Annotated in this window: 16 protein-coding genes and 1 tRNA gene; 15 read left to right on the top strand and 2 right to left on the bottom strand. The window is 70.8% G+C overall.

Features of this window, described 5'->3' with window-relative positions; translation table 11 throughout:
• Window positions 1-23 precede the first annotated feature (23 nt).
• Window positions 24-1,121, top strand: coding sequence for a toxic anion resistance protein (locus CEK65_RS04405; protein WP_226980469.1), 1,098 nt, complete (start codon window positions 24-26; stop codon window positions 1,119-1,121).
• Between the two features lie 163 nt (window positions 1,122-1,284).
• Here CEK65_RS04405 and CEK65_RS04400 read toward each other — a convergent pair whose 3' ends face one another.
• Window positions 1,285-2,187 carry a LysR family transcriptional regulator gene (locus CEK65_RS04400; protein ID WP_152180898.1) on the bottom strand — a complete coding sequence of 301 codons (903 nt, stop codon included), beginning with the start codon at window positions 2,185-2,187 and terminating at the stop codon, window positions 1,285-1,287.
• Between the two features lie 97 nt (window positions 2,188-2,284).
• Here CEK65_RS04400 and trpB point away from each other — a divergent pair, with 97 nt between their 5' ends.
• From trpB to CEK65_RS04355, 9 genes are all read left to right on the top strand, one after another.
• Complete coding sequence (trpB, locus tag CEK65_RS04395; protein WP_150409858.1) at window positions 2,285-3,502, top strand: tryptophan synthase subunit beta; 1,218 nt, start codon at window positions 2,285-2,287, stop codon at window positions 3,500-3,502.
• A 146-nt stretch (window positions 3,503-3,648) separates the two neighbouring features.
• Window positions 3,649-4,452 (top strand): tryptophan synthase subunit alpha, encoded by an 804-nt coding sequence (gene trpA / locus CEK65_RS04390; RefSeq protein WP_152180897.1) that lies wholly within the window; start codon window positions 3,649-3,651, stop codon window positions 4,450-4,452.
• Between the two features lie 338 nt (window positions 4,453-4,790).
• Window positions 4,791-5,681 (top strand): acetyl-CoA carboxylase, carboxyltransferase subunit beta, encoded by an 891-nt coding sequence (accD, locus tag CEK65_RS04385; protein ID WP_010342997.1) that lies wholly within the window; start codon window positions 4,791-4,793, stop codon window positions 5,679-5,681.
• Window positions 5,682-5,805: 124 nt separating this feature from the next.
• Window positions 5,806-7,149 (top strand): phosphoglucosamine mutase, encoded by a 1,344-nt coding sequence (gene glmM / locus CEK65_RS04380; protein WP_152180896.1) that lies wholly within the window; start codon window positions 5,806-5,808, stop codon window positions 7,147-7,149.
• A 117-nt stretch (window positions 7,150-7,266) separates the two neighbouring features.
• Complete coding sequence (locus tag CEK65_RS04375) at window positions 7,267-8,205, top strand: 2-oxoglutarate and iron-dependent oxygenase domain-containing protein (protein WP_017915477.1); 939 nt, start codon at window positions 7,267-7,269, stop codon at window positions 8,203-8,205.
• Between the two features lie 223 nt (window positions 8,206-8,428).
• The gene (locus tag CEK65_RS04370) at window positions 8,429-9,064 is read left to right on the top strand and encodes a methylamine utilization protein (RefSeq protein ID WP_017909805.1); all 636 of its coding nucleotides are present in this window, start codon (window positions 8,429-8,431) and stop codon (window positions 9,062-9,064) included.
• Window positions 9,061-11,433, top strand: a complete 2,373-nt coding sequence (locus CEK65_RS04365; protein ID WP_152180895.1) for an EAL domain-containing protein — start codon at window positions 9,061-9,063, stop codon at window positions 11,431-11,433. Before CEK65_RS04370 ends, CEK65_RS04365 begins: the two co-directional genes overlap by 4 nt.
• On the top strand, window positions 11,430-12,299 hold the full coding sequence (locus CEK65_RS04360; RefSeq protein ID WP_152180894.1) for a DUF3034 family protein: 870 nt from the start codon (window positions 11,430-11,432) through the stop codon (window positions 12,297-12,299). The genes CEK65_RS04365 and CEK65_RS04360 overlap by 4 nt, the downstream gene beginning before the upstream one ends.
• Before the next feature lies 1 nt (window position 12,300).
• The gene (locus tag CEK65_RS04355; protein WP_193314691.1) at window positions 12,301-12,744 is read left to right on the top strand and encodes a group 1 truncated hemoglobin; all 444 of its coding nucleotides are present in this window, start codon (window positions 12,301-12,303) and stop codon (window positions 12,742-12,744) included.
• Between the two features lie 57 nt (window positions 12,745-12,801).
• Here the strand turns inward: CEK65_RS04355 and CEK65_RS04350 are convergent, their stop codons facing one another.
• Complete coding sequence (locus CEK65_RS04350) at window positions 12,802-13,602, bottom strand: SDR family NAD(P)-dependent oxidoreductase (RefSeq protein WP_152180892.1); 801 nt, start codon at window positions 13,600-13,602, stop codon at window positions 12,802-12,804.
• 110 nt (window positions 13,603-13,712) lie between these two features.
• Here CEK65_RS04350 and tpiA point away from each other — a divergent pair, with 110 nt between their 5' ends.
• The 5 genes from tpiA to CEK65_RS04325 all read left to right on the top strand — a co-directional run bounded on the left by tpiA (window position 13,713) and on the right by CEK65_RS04325 (window position 16,116).
• Window positions 13,713-14,474 (top strand): triose-phosphate isomerase, encoded by a 762-nt coding sequence (tpiA, locus tag CEK65_RS04345; RefSeq protein WP_152180891.1) that lies wholly within the window; start codon window positions 13,713-13,715, stop codon window positions 14,472-14,474.
• Window positions 14,475-14,536: 62 nt separating this feature from the next.
• Window positions 14,537-14,971, top strand: a complete 435-nt coding sequence (secG, locus tag CEK65_RS04340) for a preprotein translocase subunit SecG (RefSeq protein WP_152180890.1) — start codon at window positions 14,537-14,539, stop codon at window positions 14,969-14,971.
• Between the two features lie 51 nt (window positions 14,972-15,022).
• Window positions 15,023-15,107 (top strand) — tRNA-Leu (locus CEK65_RS04335).
• A gap of 107 nt (window positions 15,108-15,214) precedes the next feature.
• Window positions 15,215-15,571 carry an NADH-quinone oxidoreductase subunit A gene (locus CEK65_RS04330; RefSeq protein ID WP_010343005.1) on the top strand — a complete coding sequence of 119 codons (357 nt, stop codon included), beginning with the start codon at window positions 15,215-15,217 and terminating at the stop codon, window positions 15,569-15,571.
• Window positions 15,562-16,116, top strand: a complete 555-nt coding sequence (locus CEK65_RS04325) for an NADH-quinone oxidoreductase subunit B (RefSeq protein ID WP_010343006.1) — start codon at window positions 15,562-15,564, stop codon at window positions 16,114-16,116. Before CEK65_RS04330 ends, CEK65_RS04325 begins: the two co-directional genes overlap by 10 nt.
• Window positions 16,117-16,138 lie beyond the last annotated feature (22 nt).

Genomic DNA, 16,138 nt, shown 5'->3' with positions numbered 1-16,138 from the left:
ATCGCTATCGAAGGAGAACCATGATGACCCAGGAACACCCGCTGACGCCGCAGAGCCTGCCGCTGCAACCCGACGAAGCCGAGCTCAAGGCGCTCGGCCTGGTGCCGGACGATCGTGCGCAGATCGCGGCGCTGGCGCAGGGCCTGCGCGAACTCACGCCCGGCAGCCTGCACCTGTTCGGCACCGAGGTCGCCGCGCAGACCGCCGCGTTCTCCAGCCAGTTGCTGGACCAGGTCCGCAACCGCGACCTGGAGGCCAGCGGCGACAAGCTCGGCGAAGTGGTGCGGATCGCGCGCGCGCTCAAGCTCGACCAGCTCGGCGAGCGCTCGCGGGTGCCGCTGATCGGCGGCCTGATCGATCGCCTGCGCGCGTCCAAGGACGAACTGGTGCAGAAGTTCAGCGACACCAACCGGCAGATCGAACAACTGCTGCGCGACGTCGGCGCGCAGCAGACCAACCTCGGCCAGCGCGTGGGCGAATTCGACCGCATGCACCAGATGGTGCAGGCCGAGCGCCGCGAACTGGGCCTGCACGTCGCTGCCGGCAAGCTGCGCCTGGCCGAACTGCAGCAACAGCACCTGGCGCTGGCGGGTCAGGACGATCCGCAGGCGCGCGGCCAGCGCGCCGAGATCGATACCGCCCTGCGCCTGCTCGACAAGCGCGTCGGCGACCTGCAGGTGATGCAGCACGCGGCCGAGCAGGCGCTGCCGATGATCCGGCTGATCCAGGCCAACGCGCTGCAACTGATCGAGAAGTTCAACACCGTCCGCGACATCACCATCCCGTCGTGGAAGCGCCAGTTCGCGATCCAGCTGTCGCTGCACGAGCAGCAGAACGCGGCGGCGCTGTCCAACGCCATCGACGATGCCACCAACGACATCATGCGCCGCAACGCCGACCTGCTGCGGCAGGCCTCGGTGGACACGGCGCGCGCCAACCAACGCGCGGTGATCGACATGGACACGCTGCGCCACGTGCACGAGCAACTTATCGCCACGGTGGAGGAGGTGCGCGAGATCCACCGCGACGGTATGCAGCAGCGGCGCGCCGCCGAGGTCGAGCTGAGCCGGCTGCGCGACGACCTGCAGCGGCGCCTGGCCGCGCCGGCGCAGCCGGGCTGACGCGCGCGCCCGCCGATGGGCGCTCGACGCCCCACCCACCCATGTAGAGCGGCTTCAGCCGCGACAGACACCTCCACTCCCGCGCACGCCAGGCATCGCGGCCAAGCGTCCTGTACAGCGCGGTTGCGCCGCGAATTGCCAGCGAACAGGCCAGGCAATACGCCTAACCGCGATCCTCCCGCAACTCGCCGGCCAACCACCCGGCCAACGCCTCCACCCGTGGATCCTGCTGCTCCCGCCGCGCGCACAGCGCCCACTGCCCGCCGGTGTCGACGAAGCCCCACGGCGCCAGCAGGCGGCCATTGGCCAGGTCGTCGGCGACCAGCGGCTGCGGCGCGATCGCCACGCCGATCCCGGCCAGCGCCGCTTCCAGCAGGTAGTACAGGTGTTCGAAGCCGGTACCGTAGCGCAACTGCGCCGGCGCCAGGCCTTGCGCCTCGGCCCAGGCCGGCCAGGCCTGCGGGCGCGACACCGTATGCAGCAGCGGCAGTCCCTGCAGTGCCGCCGGCGCGGCCGCGGTCAGGGCCTGTGCCTGCGGCAGGGCCGGGCTGAGTACCGGGCCGATCCGCTCCGGCGCCAGCACGCGCACCTGCCAGTCCGCCGGCCATGGCGCCTGGCCCAGCAGCAGCGCCGCATCCAGGCCGTCCAGGTCGGCGGCGAAGTCGCCCTCGTGCGCGGACAGGTGCAGGGTCAGCGCCGGCAGGTCGCGCTGCAGCGCCTGCAGCCGCGGAATCATCCAGCGGGCGAGGATGCTGCCGGGGCAGCCCAGCACCAGCGCGGCCGGGCGCGATGGGCGGCGCAACTCCGCCACCGCGTCCTGCAACTGCGCGAAGGCGCTGCCGGCGGCCTCGCACAGGCGCGTGCCGGCGGCGGTCGGGCGGATGCCGCGGCCGTCGCGCTGCAGCAGCGGCAGCCCCAGTTCCTGCTCCAGCAGCCGCACCTGACGGCTCACCGCGCCATGGGTGACATGCAGTTCCGCCGCCGCGGCGCCGACGCTGCGCAGCCGCGCGGCGGCCTCGAACGCACGCAGGGCGTTGAGCGAGGGCAGGCGGCGCGTGCTGGTCATGTGAGTTTTCCTGACGGATTGTGTCAGACTTTATCGGTTTTTCTGTGGGAACGTGTGCGCTAAAGTGCAGGCCTGTCCTGTTGCCCCCGGTTGCGCCATGTCCTCTGTCCCTGTCAGCGACTTCCACGCCTATCCCGACGCCGCCGGCCATTTCGGCCGCTACGGCGGCCGTTTCGTCGCCGAGACCCTGATCGGCCCGCTGCAGGAACTGGCCGCCGCCTACGATGCCGCGCGCCAGGATCCGGCCTTCATCGCCGCCTACGACAAGGACCTGACCCATTACGTCGGCCGGCCCAGCCCGATCTACCACGCCGAGCGGCTCAGCCGCGAAGTGGGCGGCGCGCAGATCCTGCTCAAGCGCGAGGACCTGAACCACACTGGCGCGCACAAGATCAACAACACCATCGGCCAGGCGCTGCTGGCCAGCCGCATGGGCAAGACCCGCATCATCGCCGAGACCGGCGCCGGCCAGCACGGCGTGGCCAGCGCCACGGTGGCCGCGCGGCTGGGCCTGGAGTGCGTGGTGTACATGGGCGCCACCGACATCGAGCGGCAGAAGATCAACGTCTACCGGATGAAGCTGCTCGGCGCCACGGTGGTGCCGGTGCATTCCGGCTCGGCCACGCTCAAGGACGCGCTCAACGAGGCGATGCGCGACTGGGTGACCAACGTGCAGGACACCTTCTACATCATCGGCACCGTCGCCGGTCCCGATCCTTACCCGCGCATGGTGCGCGACTTCAACGCCATCGTCGGCCGCGAGGCGCGTGAGCAGATGCTGCGCGACTACGGCCGCCTGCCGGATGCGATCAGCGCCTGCGTCGGCGGCGGCAGCAACGCCATCGGCCTGTTCCATGCCTTCCTCAACGACGCTTCGGTGAAGATCTACGGCGCCGAAGCCGCCGGCGACGGCATCGGCAGCGGCCGCCACGCCGCCTCGATCGCCGCCGGCCGCCCCGGCGTGCTGCACGGCAACCGCACTTACGTGATCTGCGACGACGACGGGCAGATCGTCGAGACCCATTCGGTGTCCGCCGGCCTGGACTACCCCGGCGTGGGCCCGGAGCACGCGTTCCTGGCCGACAGCGGCCGCGCCATCTACCAGGGCATCACCGACGACGAAGCGCTGGCCGCGTTCCACCTGCTGGCGCATACCGAAGGCATCCTCGCCGCGCTGGAGTCGAGCCACGCCGTGGCGCAATCGATCAAGCTGGCGCGCGAACTGCCCAAGGACGCGCTGGTCCTGTGCAACCTGTCCGGCCGCGGCGACAAGGACGTACATACCATCGCCGCGCGCGAAGGACTGACGCTGTAACGCCTTGCCCTTCTCCTCCGGGAGAAGGTGGCGCGGAGCGCCGGATGCGGGGGCGGGCGCAGCCCCGTACTCACATTCCGCACCGCTTCGCCTCTTCCCCTCACCCCAACCCCTCTCCCGGTGGGAGAGGGGCGCATAGGTCCCCCATGAACCGCCTCGCCGATACCTTCGCCCGACTCGATGCCCAAGGCCGCAAGGCCCTGATCCCCTTCCTCACCGCCGGCGATCCGTCGCTGGAGGCGACCGTGCCGGCGATGCATGCGCTGGTCGAGGCCGGTGCCGACGTGATCGAACTGGGCGTGCCGTTCTCCGACCCGATGGCCGATGGCCCGACCATCCAGCGCAGCTCCGAGCGCGCGCTGGCGCGCGGCGCCGGCCTGCGCTACGTGCTGGAGACGGTCAGCGCGTTCCGCCGCGACGACGCCACCACGCCGGTGGTATTGATGGGCTACCTCAACCCGGTGGAGATCCACGGCACCGCGCGCTTCGCCGAGGAGGCGGTGGCGGCCGGCGTGGACGGCGTGCTGTTGGTCGACCTGCCGCCGGAGGAGTCGGCCGAGACCCTGACGGTCTTCGCCGACGCCGGCCTGGACCTGATCGTGCTGGCCTCGCCGACCACCAGCGACGCGCGCATCGCCCTGTTGTGCGAGGCGGCGCGCGGCTACCTGTACTACGTCAGCTTCGCCGGCGTCACCGGCGCCGACCGGCTGGATACCCGCGCCGCCGGCGATCGCCTGCGTCAGTTGCGCGCGCGCTGCCCGGTGCCGGTGGTGGCCGGCTTCGGCATCAAGGACGCCGCCAGCGCCAAGGCCATGGCGGTCGATGCCGACGGCGTGGTGGTTGGCAGCGCGCTGGTCGCGGCGCTGGCCGAGGCCGGCAGCCCGCAGGCCGCGCGCGAGGCGGCCCTGGCGTTCCTGACGCCGCTGCGGCAGGCGCTGGACGCGGGCTGAGCCCCGCCTGGTCCGTCGCGAACGCCCGCCGCGCGCGGGCGTTCGCGTTTTGCCGCAATGCCGCAAATGCGGCGCGTGCGGAGCATGCGGTACATGCATCGTTGGTCGGACGGCACGCGCCGTTGCTGGCCCCCGCTTGCGTGTCGACGATGCGGGATGGCGGCGACGCTACCGCACGTCCCGCGTTGCGCGGCCGCAGCAGGCGTCCTGGCGGCAGCCGCGCCGGTACCGGCCGGCCTGGCCGCTCCATGCGCCACCGTCTGCAGGCCACCGGGGGACCGAGTTAGACTGTCGCCCCTCTGCGGCTCTCGCGGCCGCCCAATGGATCGTCACATCGCATGAGTTGGCTCAGCAAATTGATGCCTTCGGGCATCCGCACCGACAGCACGCCCAGCAAGAAGCGCAGCGTTCCCGAAGGCTTGTGGGAGAAATGTCCCAACTGCAGCGCCGTGCTGTACCGGCCGGAACTGGAGGAGAACCTGGAGGTGTGCCCGAAGTGCGGCCACCACATGGCGATCCGCGCGCGCGCGCGCCTGGCAGCGCTGTTCGACGCCGACACCGCGCCGACCGAGATCGGTGCGCGCCTGGGTCCGACCGACGCGCTCAAGTTCAAGGACCAGAAGAAGTACGGCGAGCGCATCAAGGCCTCGCAGAAGAGCACCGGCGAATACGACGCGCTGGTGGCGATGCAGGGCCTGCTCAAGGGCCAGCCGCTGGTCGCCGCTTCGTTCGATTTCGCCTTCATGGGCGGTTCGATGGGCTCGGTGGTCGGCGAGCGCTTCGCCCTGGCCGCGGAGACCGCGCTGAAGATCGGCGCGCCGTTCGTGTGCTTCTCCGCCAGCGGCGGCGCGCGCATGCAGGAAGGCCTGTTCTCGCTGATGCAGATGGCCAAGACCTCGGCCGCGCTCGGCCGCCTGCGCGAGGCCGGCCTGCCGTACGTGTCGGTGCTGACCCATCCCACCACCGGCGGCGTCTCGGCCAGCTTCGCCATGCTCGGCGACATCAACATCGCCGAGCCGTATGCGCTGATCGGCTTCGCCGGCCCGCGCGTGATCGAGCAGACCGTGCGCGAGACCCTGCCGGAAGGCTTCCAGCGTTCGGAGTTCCTGCTCGAGCACGGCGCCATCGATCAGATCTGCGACCGCCGCGAACTGCGCGATCGTCTGTCCGAACTGTTGGCGCTGATGATGCGGCAGCCGGCCCCGGCGAAAAGCGAGGCGCTGGCGTGACCAGCGCCGGGATTCGGGATTCGGGATTGGGGATGCGTGGCGCCGCGCGTGCCCGGGTCGCCGAGGTCGCTCGGATGCCGTGCGTTGAACGAATCCCGAATTCCGAATCCCGAATCCCGTTCCGATGAGCCAACGCAAATACTTCGGCACCGACGGCATCCGCGGCCGGGTCGGGCAGGGGGCGATTTCCGCCGATTTCGTGATGCGCCTGGGCAATGCGCTGGGCCGCGTGCTGGTCGCCGGCGGCACCGCGCGGCCGACCGTGGTGATCGGCAAGGACACGCGCATCTCCGGCTACATGTTCGAGTCGGCGCTGGAGGCCGGGCTGGTCGCGGCCGGCGCCAACGTGCAGTTGCTCGGGCCGATGCCGACTCCGGCGGTGGCGTTCCTCACGCGCACTCTCGGTGCCGACGCCGGCATCGTGATCAGCGCTTCGCACAATCCGCACTACGACAACGGCATCAAGTTCTTCTCCGCCCACGGCGAGAAGCTCGACGACGCCACCGAGCAGGCGATCGAGGCCGCGCTGGACGCGCCGTTCGCCACGGTCGAGTCCGAGCGGCTGGGCAAGGCGATGCGCGCGCGCGAGGCGATCGGTCGCTACATCGAGTTCTGCAAGGCCAGCGTGCCGCGCGGCTTCGACCTGCGCGGGCTGAAACTGGTGCTGGACTGCGCGCACGGCGCGACCTACCACATCGCGCCGCTGCTGTTCCGCGAGCTGGGCGCGGAGGTGATCGCGATCGGCGCCGCGCCGGACGGGCTCAACATCAACGCCGGCGTCGGCTCGATGCACATCGACAACCTCGCCGCCAACGTGCGCGAGCACGGCGCGCACCTGGGCATCGCCTTCGACGGCGACGGCGACCGCGTGCTGATGGCCGACGACCAGGGCAACCCGGTCGACGGCGACGGCCTGCTGTACGTGCTGGCCTGCGGCTGGCAGGCCAGCGGCCGCCTGCACGGCCCGGTGGTCGGCACGCTGATGACCAACTATGGCCTGGAACGGGCGCTGGCCGCGTTGCAGGTGCCGTTCCTGCGCGCCAAGGTCGGCGACCGCTACGTGCACCAGGCACTGGTGGAACAGGGCGGGGTGCTCGGCGGCGAGGCCTCCGGGCACATGCTGTGCCTGGACCGCGCCACCACCGGCGACGCCATCGTCAGCGCGCTGCAGGTGCTGGAAGTGCTCAAGCGCTCGCGGCAGACCCTGCGCCAGGCGCTGGCCGGGCTGCAGAAGGTGCCGCAGCAGACGGTCAACGTGCGCCTGCAGCCGGGCGTGCGCCCGCTCGAGGCCGAGACCGTGAAGGCCGCGCTGGCCGCGGCGCAGGCGGCGGTGCAGGGGCGCGGGCGCGCCTTCCTGCGCGCCTCCGGCACCGAACCGGTGGTGCGGGTCACGGTCGAGGCCGACGATGCCGCGTTGATGCGGCAGACCCTCGACGCCCTGGCCGAGGCGGTCCGTGACGCGGCGTGAGTCGATCGCCATTGCCCTCTTCGTGATCGTCGCCAAGGCGGTCACGTTCTACCTGCTGTATCGCCTGCTGCGCTGAGCGCGGCGTTTGCTTCCTCTCACGAGATGACGGTTCCTGCCATGACTGCGCGCATTCCCACCCTCGACATCACCCGTTTCGACACCGACCGCGAGGCCTTCGTCGCCGAGCTGGGCGCGGCCTACCGCGAGTGGGGCTTCGCCGGCATCCGTAACCACGGCATCGCCCAGGCGCAGATCGACGCGGCCTACGACGTGTTCAAGGCGTTCTTCGCCCTGCCCGAGGAGACCAAGCGCACCTACCACCTGCCCGGCAGCGGCGGCGCGCGCGGCTATACCGCCTTCGGCGTGGAGACCGCCAAGGACTCCAAGCATTTCGACCTGAAGGAGTTCTGGCACATCGGTCGCGAGATTTCCGACGACTCGCCGTACCGTGCGGTGATGCCGCCGAACCTGTGGCCGAGCGAGGTGCCCGGCTTCCGCACCCACGGCTATGGCCTGTACCAGGCGCTGGATGCGCTCGGCGCGCGCGTGCTGTCGGCGCTGGCCCTGCACATCGGCCTGCCCGAGCACTACTTCGTCGACAAGACCGATTCGGGCAACTCGATCCTGCGCCCGATCCACTACCCGCCGATCACCGCCGACGACATCCCCAACGTGCGCGCCGGCGCCCACGAGGACATCAACCTGATCACCCTGCTGGTCGGCGCCAGCGCCGCCGGCCTGGAAGTGAAGTCCAAGCAGGGCGAGTGGGTGCCGTTCACCTCCGACGCCGACACCATCGTGGTCAACATCGGCGACATGCTGCAGCGCCTGACCAACCACGTGTACCCCTCGACCACCCACCGCGTGGTCAACCCCCCGGGCGAGCAGGCGCGCCAGCCGCGCTACTCGGTACCGTTCTTCCTGCACCCGAACCCGGACTTCGTGATCGACGTGCTGCCGTCGTGCGTGAGCGCCGACAACCCCAGCCGCTATCCCGAGCCGATCACCGCGCAGGGCTACCTGGAAGAGCGCTTGCGCGAGATCAAGCTGAAGTAAGTCGCGCCCGCAACGCTGCGTGCCGCCGCCGGGACGCCCGGCGGCCGGGACCGGCCTCAAGCCGGGTCCATTCACTGCCGATATCGCTTGCAGGTCGCCCTCGACGCGCCGTCCGGGAGGTCCGGGCGCTGCCAGCCGGGCCCTTAGCGAGGGTGCGATGACAAGGCGAACAGGATCGTTCTGGCGGCAAGGCCGCTGCCGTTGGCTTGCCGTGGTGCTCGCGATGGCGGCGTTGCCGGCCGCGGCCACGCCGGTCACGGTGCTTGTGGCCGACGCCGCCGGTCCGCTGGCCGATGCCGTGGTCAGCCTGCAACCGGCCGTGCCGGCGCGCCCGGCCGCGACGGCCTCGGCGACGGCGACGATGGATCAGGTCAACTCGCAGTTCGTGCCCGCAGTGCTGGCGGTGCAGGCCGGCAGTTGGGTGCGCTTTCCCAACAGCGACCAGATCCGCCACCAGGTCTATTCCTTCTCGCCCGCCAAGCGCTTCGAACTGCCGCTGTACCAGGGCAGCACCGCCAAGCCGGTGCGCTTCGAGCAGGCGGGTCTGGTCACGGTGGGCTGCAACATCCACGACTGGATGGTCGGCTACGTGGTGGTGCTGGATACCCCGTACTTCGCGGTGACCGGCGCCGACGCGCAGGTGCGGCTGGAGGTGCCGCCCGGTGCCTACGAACTGCGGGTGTGGCATCCGCGCCTGAGCGGCGCCGGCTACGCGCAACCGCTGCAGGTAGCGCGCGCGCCGCTGCGCCAGGCGGTGCAGTTGGCCACGCGCGGACCGGCGCCGGTCGTCCCGGAAGATCCGCGCATCCGCGCGCTGCAGGACAAGTTCCGCCGCAGCCAGACGGCGCCGACGCGATGAAGCCGTGGCGGTTGCACACCCGCATCGCCGCGCTGCTGGTGCTGGTGGTGCTGGCGGCCCAGGCGCTGACGTTCCTGGCCGTGCACGTGGCGACCCGGCGCAGCGTCGCCGCGCAACTGGACGACGAACTGCGCACGGGCGAGCGCGTGTGGCAGCGCATCGATCAGCGCCGCGACGAGCAACTGCTGCAGGCCGCCTCGGTGCTGGCCGACGATTTCGGCTTCCGCGCCGCGGTGACCAGCGGCGACGTGCCGACCATGCAGTCGGCACTGCGCAACCACGCCGCGCGGGTGCGCGCGCCCAGCGCGCTGCTGCTGTCGGCTGACGGCCAATTCCTGGCCGGGCTGTCGGCGCTGCCGCAGGCGCAGCAACTGCGTGCGGTGCAGCCGCTGCTGCGGCAGGCGCAGCGCAACGGCAGTGCGGTCGGCATCGTGCTGCTGGACCGGCGCCTCATGCGTCTGGCGCTGGTGCAGGTGCTGGCGCCGCAACGGGTCGGCTGGGTCGCGATCGGCGGCGAATCCGGCGACGAGCTCGGCCAGGATTTCGTCGGCACCACCGGGCTGGACGCGACCTTCTTCACCACCCAGGGCGCACCGCAGGTGCTGGCCTCGACCCTGGATCCGCTGCGTGCCGCGCAGTTCAAGCAGCAACTGCGGCGCACGCCGCTGGCGTCGGCGGCCGCGCAGCCGCTGCAGTTGGGGCAGGCGCGCTACCTGCTGCGGGTGCGGCCGGCGTCCGACGACGGCCGGGTCATGGTCGCGCTGCAGGCCTCGCTGGACCGCGCCGACGCGCCGTACCGTCTGCTGAAGCTGCGCATCCTGATCCTGGCCGGCGTGGCCACGCTGGCCGCGCTGGTGGCGGCGATCTTCCTGGCGCGCGGGGTCAGCCGCCCGGTCGCGCAACTGGTCGCGGCGACGCGGCGTATCCAGCACGGCGACTACCAGGCGCTGCTGCCGCTGCACGCCGGTGCCGAACTGGCCGAGCTGGCCAGCAGCTTCGGCGCCATGCAGCGCCGCATCGCCAGTCGCGAGCAGGACATCCTGCACCAGGCGCGGCACGATGCGCTGACCGGGATGCCCAACCGCACGGCGCTGCTGCAGCACCTGCAGTCCGTGGTCGAGGCCTGCCAGGCCGATGCCAGTTCCGCCGCGGTGCTGGTGCTGGACCTGGAGCGCTTCAAGGAACTCAACGACAGCTTCGGCCACGATTTCGCCGACCAGGTGCTGGTCCACACCGGGCGCCGGCTGGAGCAGGCGGTGCGCGCGCCGGACCGGGTCGGCCGGCTCGGCAGCGACGAATTCATGGTTGTGCTGGCGCACGCCGATGCCGCCGCGGTGGAGGCCTATGCCGACGAGCTGCTGGCGCAACTGAGGCACCCGCTGAGCCTGCCGCAGGCGCGGATCCTGGCCGACGCCAGCATCGGCATCGCGCTGATTCCCGCGCATGGCGCCGATGCCGACACCCTGTTGCGCCGCGCCGACATCGCCCGCCAGCAGGCGCGGCAACACGGCGGCGGCGCATCCGTGTACCGCGACGGGCAGGACGAGCAGCACCTGCGCCGCCTGCGCCTGACCGGCGACCTGCGCCAGGCGATCGCGCGCGGCGAGATGTCGCTGCGCTTCCAGCCGAAGATCTGCCTGGCGCGCGGCGCGGTCGAACAAGTGGAGGTGCTGCTGCGTTGGCGGCATCCGCTGCTCGGCCCGATCGGGCCGGACGAGTTCATTGCGTTGGCCGAGCACTCCGGCGCGATCCAGCAACTCACCCAGTTCGTGCTCGACGAGGCGATGCGCCTGCAGGCGCAGTGGCGCGGCCAGGGCCTGGATCTGGGTCTGGCGGTGAACCTGTCGGCGCTGGATCTCAACGATCCGGGGCTGCCGGCGTTCGTCAGCGGCTGCCTGGCGCGGCACGGCCTGGCCGCGCCGCGGCTGACCCTGGAACTGACCGAAAGCGCGCTGATGCGCGACGTCGAGCACGCCCTGCACATGCTGCAGCAGCTGCGCCGCTGCGGTGTACGCCTGTCCATCGACGACTTCGGCACCGGCTATTCGTCGTTGGCGCAGCTCAAGCGCATGCCGGTACACGAACTGAAGATCGACAAGAGCTTCGTGTTGCAATTGGCCGCGGGCAGCGACGACGCGGTGATCGTGCGCAGTACCATCGACCTGGGCCACCACATGGGCTTGCAGGTGGTCGCCGAGGGCGTCGAGCACGCCGCTGCGGAGGCCTTGCTGCGCAGCTACGGCTGCGACGTGGCGCAGGGCTATCTGTACGCGCCGCCGCTGGATGCGCCGGCGCTGCTGGCCTGGTGCGCGCGCCGCGCGGCGGCCGGCGCGGCCACACCGGCCCTGACCGAGGAGACACCCCGATGACCCGACCCCGCTCTCCACGACGCGCGCTGCTGGCGGCCGCGGCCTTGCTGCCGGGGCTGGCATGCGCCGGGCAGGGGCGGCTGCTGGCCACCGGCGGCGCCTCCAGCGTGGAAGGCAGCGGCGGTGGCGGCATCGTGCCGTGGGCGGCCCTGTCCGGCTACGGCACGCGCGATCAGGACGGCGCGGTGCTGTTCGCCACGCACGTGGACAGCGGCGATTACCGGCTGGACGTGCAGGGGGCGGCGCTGACCCTGGGCAACCGCCTGGAGCTGTCGCTGGCGCGGCAGCGCCTGGACCTGGGCACGTTGCAGCGGCGGCTGGCGCTGCCGTGGCATGCGCTCGGTCAGGACGTGGTCGGCGCCAAGCTGCGGCTGGGCGGCGACCTGATCTACGGCGCCGCGCCGCAGGTGGCGCTGGGGGTGCAATACAAGCGGCTGCGCGACGGCGCCTTGCCGTTGGCGATCGGCGCGCGCGCCGACCATGGCACCGACATCTATCTCAGCGCCGCCAAGCTGTGGCTGGACGCGGCCGGTGGCTACCAATTGCTGGTCAACGGCACCCTGCGCGCCACCCGCGCCAACCAGACCGGGCTGCTCGGGTTCGGCGGCGATCGCGGCAATACCTACCGGCTGGTGGCCGAGGCCAGCGTCGCGGTGGTGCTCGACCCGTCCTGGGTGCTGGGCCTGGAATACCGGCAGAAACCGGACAACCTCGGATTCGCCCGCGAGGACGCCTGGGCGGATGCGTTCGTGGCATGGTTCGCGAACAAGCGCGTGTCCGTGGTCGGCGCCTGGGCCGACCTCGGGGACGTCGCCACCCTGCGCGACCAGCGCGGGCCCTATCTCTCCCTGCAGGTGGCGTTCTGACATGGCCAGGCCGATGCGCGTCCTGATCCCGATTCTGCTGGCGACGGCCGCGCTGCTGGCCGGCTGCGCCAGCGCCCCGCGGCCGCCGCGCACGCTGTACGCCGACCTGGGCGGCCAGCCCGGCATCAAGGCGCTGGTGGAGACGCTGCTGTCGCGCATCGCCGACGACCCGCGCATCGTCCAGCACTTCGCCCGGGTCAACATCGTGATGCTGGACCAGCGCCTGGTGCAGAAGTTCTGCCACCTCAGCGACGGGCCATGCGCCGACACCGCCAAGCCGATGAAGCAGGCGCACCAGCATCTGCCGATCCACGAGGCGGACTTCAACGCGTTGGTCGAGGACCTGGTGTGGGCAATGGACCAGCGCGGCATCCAGCGCCGCGTGCAGAACCGGTTGCTGGCCAGGCTGGCGCCGCTACACGGCGATATCGTCAACCAGCCCTAGCGGCCTGCCGCGCGGCGCGATACCCGGACCCCGCTCGCAGGACCGGCAGGGCGCGGGCTATTCCACCGACCTGATCCGATGCGAGCCGCGCCCCATCAGCCGCAGCAGCAGGGCATTGGGCAGTAGTGCCGTCAGGCCGAGCAGGGCGCGGTAGACCGCGCCGGGGACCACCCGGACCTTGCCGTGTTCGGCGCCGTCGATGCCGGCGCGGGCCACCGCGGCGGTCTGCAGCCAGAGCCAGCGCGGCAGGGCGTTCATCTGTTCGCGGGTGCCGGTGACGTCGTGGAACTCGGACCAGGTGAAGCCTGGGCACAGCGCGCAGACGCCGACGCCGCGGTCGGCGTTCTCCAGCGCCAGCGATTCGCTGAAGCGCAGCATGAAACTCTTCGCCGCCGCGTACAGGGTGTGGCCGTCCGCGCCGGGCACCAGGGCGGCGAACGAGGCGACGTTGAGGATGCGGCCGTGGCCGCTGGCGCGCAGCGCCGGCAGCAGCCGCCAGGTCAGCTCGCAGACCGCGCCGACCATCACCTGCAGGAACGCCGCGTGCACCGCCCAGTCCTGGGCGATGTAGCGGCCGGGCACGCCGTAGCCGGCGTTGTTGACCAGGATCCGCACCGCCAGCCCGCGCCGTTCGATCTCGGCCACCAGCGCGGCTGGCGCGGCCGGATCGGCCAGGTCGGCGACCAGTACCTCCACCGGCACCTGCGGCCGCAGTTCGGCGGCCAGCGCCTGCAGCTGTGCCTCGCGGCGCGCGCTCAGGATCAGCGGCACGCCGCGGCGGGCGTACTCGCGGGCGATCTCGCGGCCGATGCCGCTGGAGGCGCCGGTGATCAGGGCGTAGCCGGGAAGCTGGGTCATGGCGGTTTCTGCGCGTGGAGCGGGGCGGGAGGGTGGAACGGCAGGGACGATGCCGGCCCTTGGCGGCGCATCGGCTATCCTCTCGGCACTTTTTCGCCGGAGATGCGCCGATGCGACGCAAGATCGTAGCCGGAAACTGGAAATTGCATGGCACCCGCCACTTCGCCGCCGACCTGGTACGGGAGATCGTCACCGGGCTGCACGAGGCCGAGCACGGCGTGGAGGTGGTGATCCTGCCGCCGCTGCCGTACCTGGGCGACCTGATCGAGCATTTCGAGGACCGGCTACTGCGCTTCGGCGCGCAGGACGTCAGCAGCAACGAGAAGGGCGCCTACACTGGCGAGGTGTCGGCGGCGATGCTGGTGGACGTGGGCGCCGACTATGGCCTGGTCGGGCATTCGGAGCGGCGCCAGTACCATCAGGAGAGCAGCGAACTGGTCGCGCGCAAGTTCGCCGCCGCCATGCACGCCGGGCTGGTCCCGATCCTGTGCGTGGGCGAGACCCTGGAGCAGCGCGAGGCCGGGCGCACCGAGGCGGTCATCGCCGCGCAGCTGGCGCCGGTGCTGGATCTGGTCGGCGCCGAGGGCTTCGCCCGCGCGGTGGTGGCCTACGAGCCGGTCTGGGCGATCGGCACCGGCCGTACCGCCAGCCCGGCGCAGGCGCAGGCGGTGCACGCGTTCATCCGTGGCGAAGTGGCGGCACGCGATGCTAGAATCGCGGATTCGTTGCCGATCCTGTATGGCGGCAGCGTCAAGCCCGACAACGCCGCCGAGCTGTTCGCGCAGCCGGATGTCGATGGCGGGCTGGTGGGCGGCGCCTCGCTGGTCGCCGCGGAATTCCTGGCCATCGTGCGAGCGGCGGCCACCTGTTGAGCGAACGGCCGCCGCTGGCGGCCGTTCGTCCCCCAAGTCGTACTGTCCGGACGGATTTCGAAATGCTGATGGTCATCCTCAATGTGGTCTACGTGCTGGTGGCGATCGCGATGATCGCGCTGATCCTGATGCAACGCGGCGCCGGTGCGGCGGCGGGTTCCGGGTTCGGCGCCGGCGCGTCCGGCACCGTGTTCGGATCGCGCGGCGCGTCCAACTTCCTGTCCAAGTCGACCAAGTGGCTGGCGGTGGTGTTCTTCGCCATCAGCCTGTTCATGGCCTGGTACGCCGGCCACAGCGCGCGTCCGGCCGACGCCAACCTGGGCGTGATGTCGCAGTCGGCCACCCCGGCGCCGGCTGCGCCGGCCGGCGAACTGCAGGTCCCGCAGGCGCCGTCGGCTGCCGTCGCGGCGCCGGCTGCCCCCGCCGCCGCCCCGGCCGCCCAGCAGGCGCCGGAAAAAGCGCAAGAAAAGTCGCCTGCCCCGTCGCAGAAAGACTGAAGGCGGTTACAATATGCTGCGCGGCGGGATTGCCGCGCAGGTTTTACGCAAGCCCAGGTGGCGGAATTGGTAGACGCACTACCTTGAGGTGGTAGCGACTTAGGTCGTAGGGGTTCGAGTCCCCTCTTGGGCACCATTGTTTGGCTACGGTTTCTGCGCGAAGGCATCACGCCCTCGCACGGAGAATCGTCTATCCCATGCCTGCGCGGCACGCGTGCGGGCACAGGCAAGAGAGAATCGCGAGTGCTGGCCGAATATTTGCCGACCCTGCTGTTTCTGATCGTGGCCACCGGTATCGGCGTCGCGCTGATGCTGGTGGGGCGGTTCCTCGGTCCCCGGCGTCCCGACCTGAAGAAGCTCTCGCCGTACGAGTGCGGCTTCGAGGCCTTCGAGGACGCGCGCATGAAGTTCGATGTGCGCTACTACCTGATCGCCATCCAGTTCATCGTCTTCGATCTGGAAATCATCTTCATCGTGCCGTGGACGCAGGTGTTCATGGACCTGGGCGCTCGCTCCCTGGTCACCATGGGCCTGTTCGTCGGCATGCTGTTCCTCGGTTTTGTTTACGTGTGGAAGAAGGGAGCGCTGGAATGGGAGTGATTCAGACCCTGGATCGCCTGATGACCAACCCGATCCCGGAAGGGCGGGTGGACGACATCCTGCGTCCCGAAGGCGAAAACCCGCTGCTGGAAAAGGGCTACGTCACCACCAGCGTCGACGCGCTGCTGAACTGGGCGCGCACCGGCTCGATGTGGCCGATGACCTTCGGCTTGGCCTGCTGCGCGGTCGAGATGATGCACGCCGGCGCCGCGCGCCTGGACCTGGACCGCTACGGCGTGGTGTTCCGCCCGTCGCCGCGCCAGTCCGACGTGATGATCGTCGCCGGCACCCTGGTCAACAAGATGGCCCCGGCGCTGCGCAAGGTTTACGACCAGATGCCGGACCCGAAGTGGGTCATCTCGATGGGCAGCTGCGCCAACGGCGGCGGCTACTACCATTACTCGTATTCGGTGGTGCGCGGCTGCGACCGCATCGTGCCGGTGGACGTCTACGTCCCCGGTTGCCCGCCGACCGCCGAGGCCCTGGTCTACGGCATCCTGCAGTTGCAGAAGAAGATCTGGCGAACCCAGACCATCGCGCGCTGATTCCTCTTTCCTCGAGAGCACG

Source organism: Xanthomonas sp. LMG 12459 (assembly GCF_009192905.1).
GTDB classification, from domain to species: Bacteria; Pseudomonadota; Gammaproteobacteria; order Xanthomonadales; family Xanthomonadaceae; genus Xanthomonas_A; species Xanthomonas_A sontii.
This window is presented reverse-complemented; position numbering and strand designations above follow the sequence as displayed.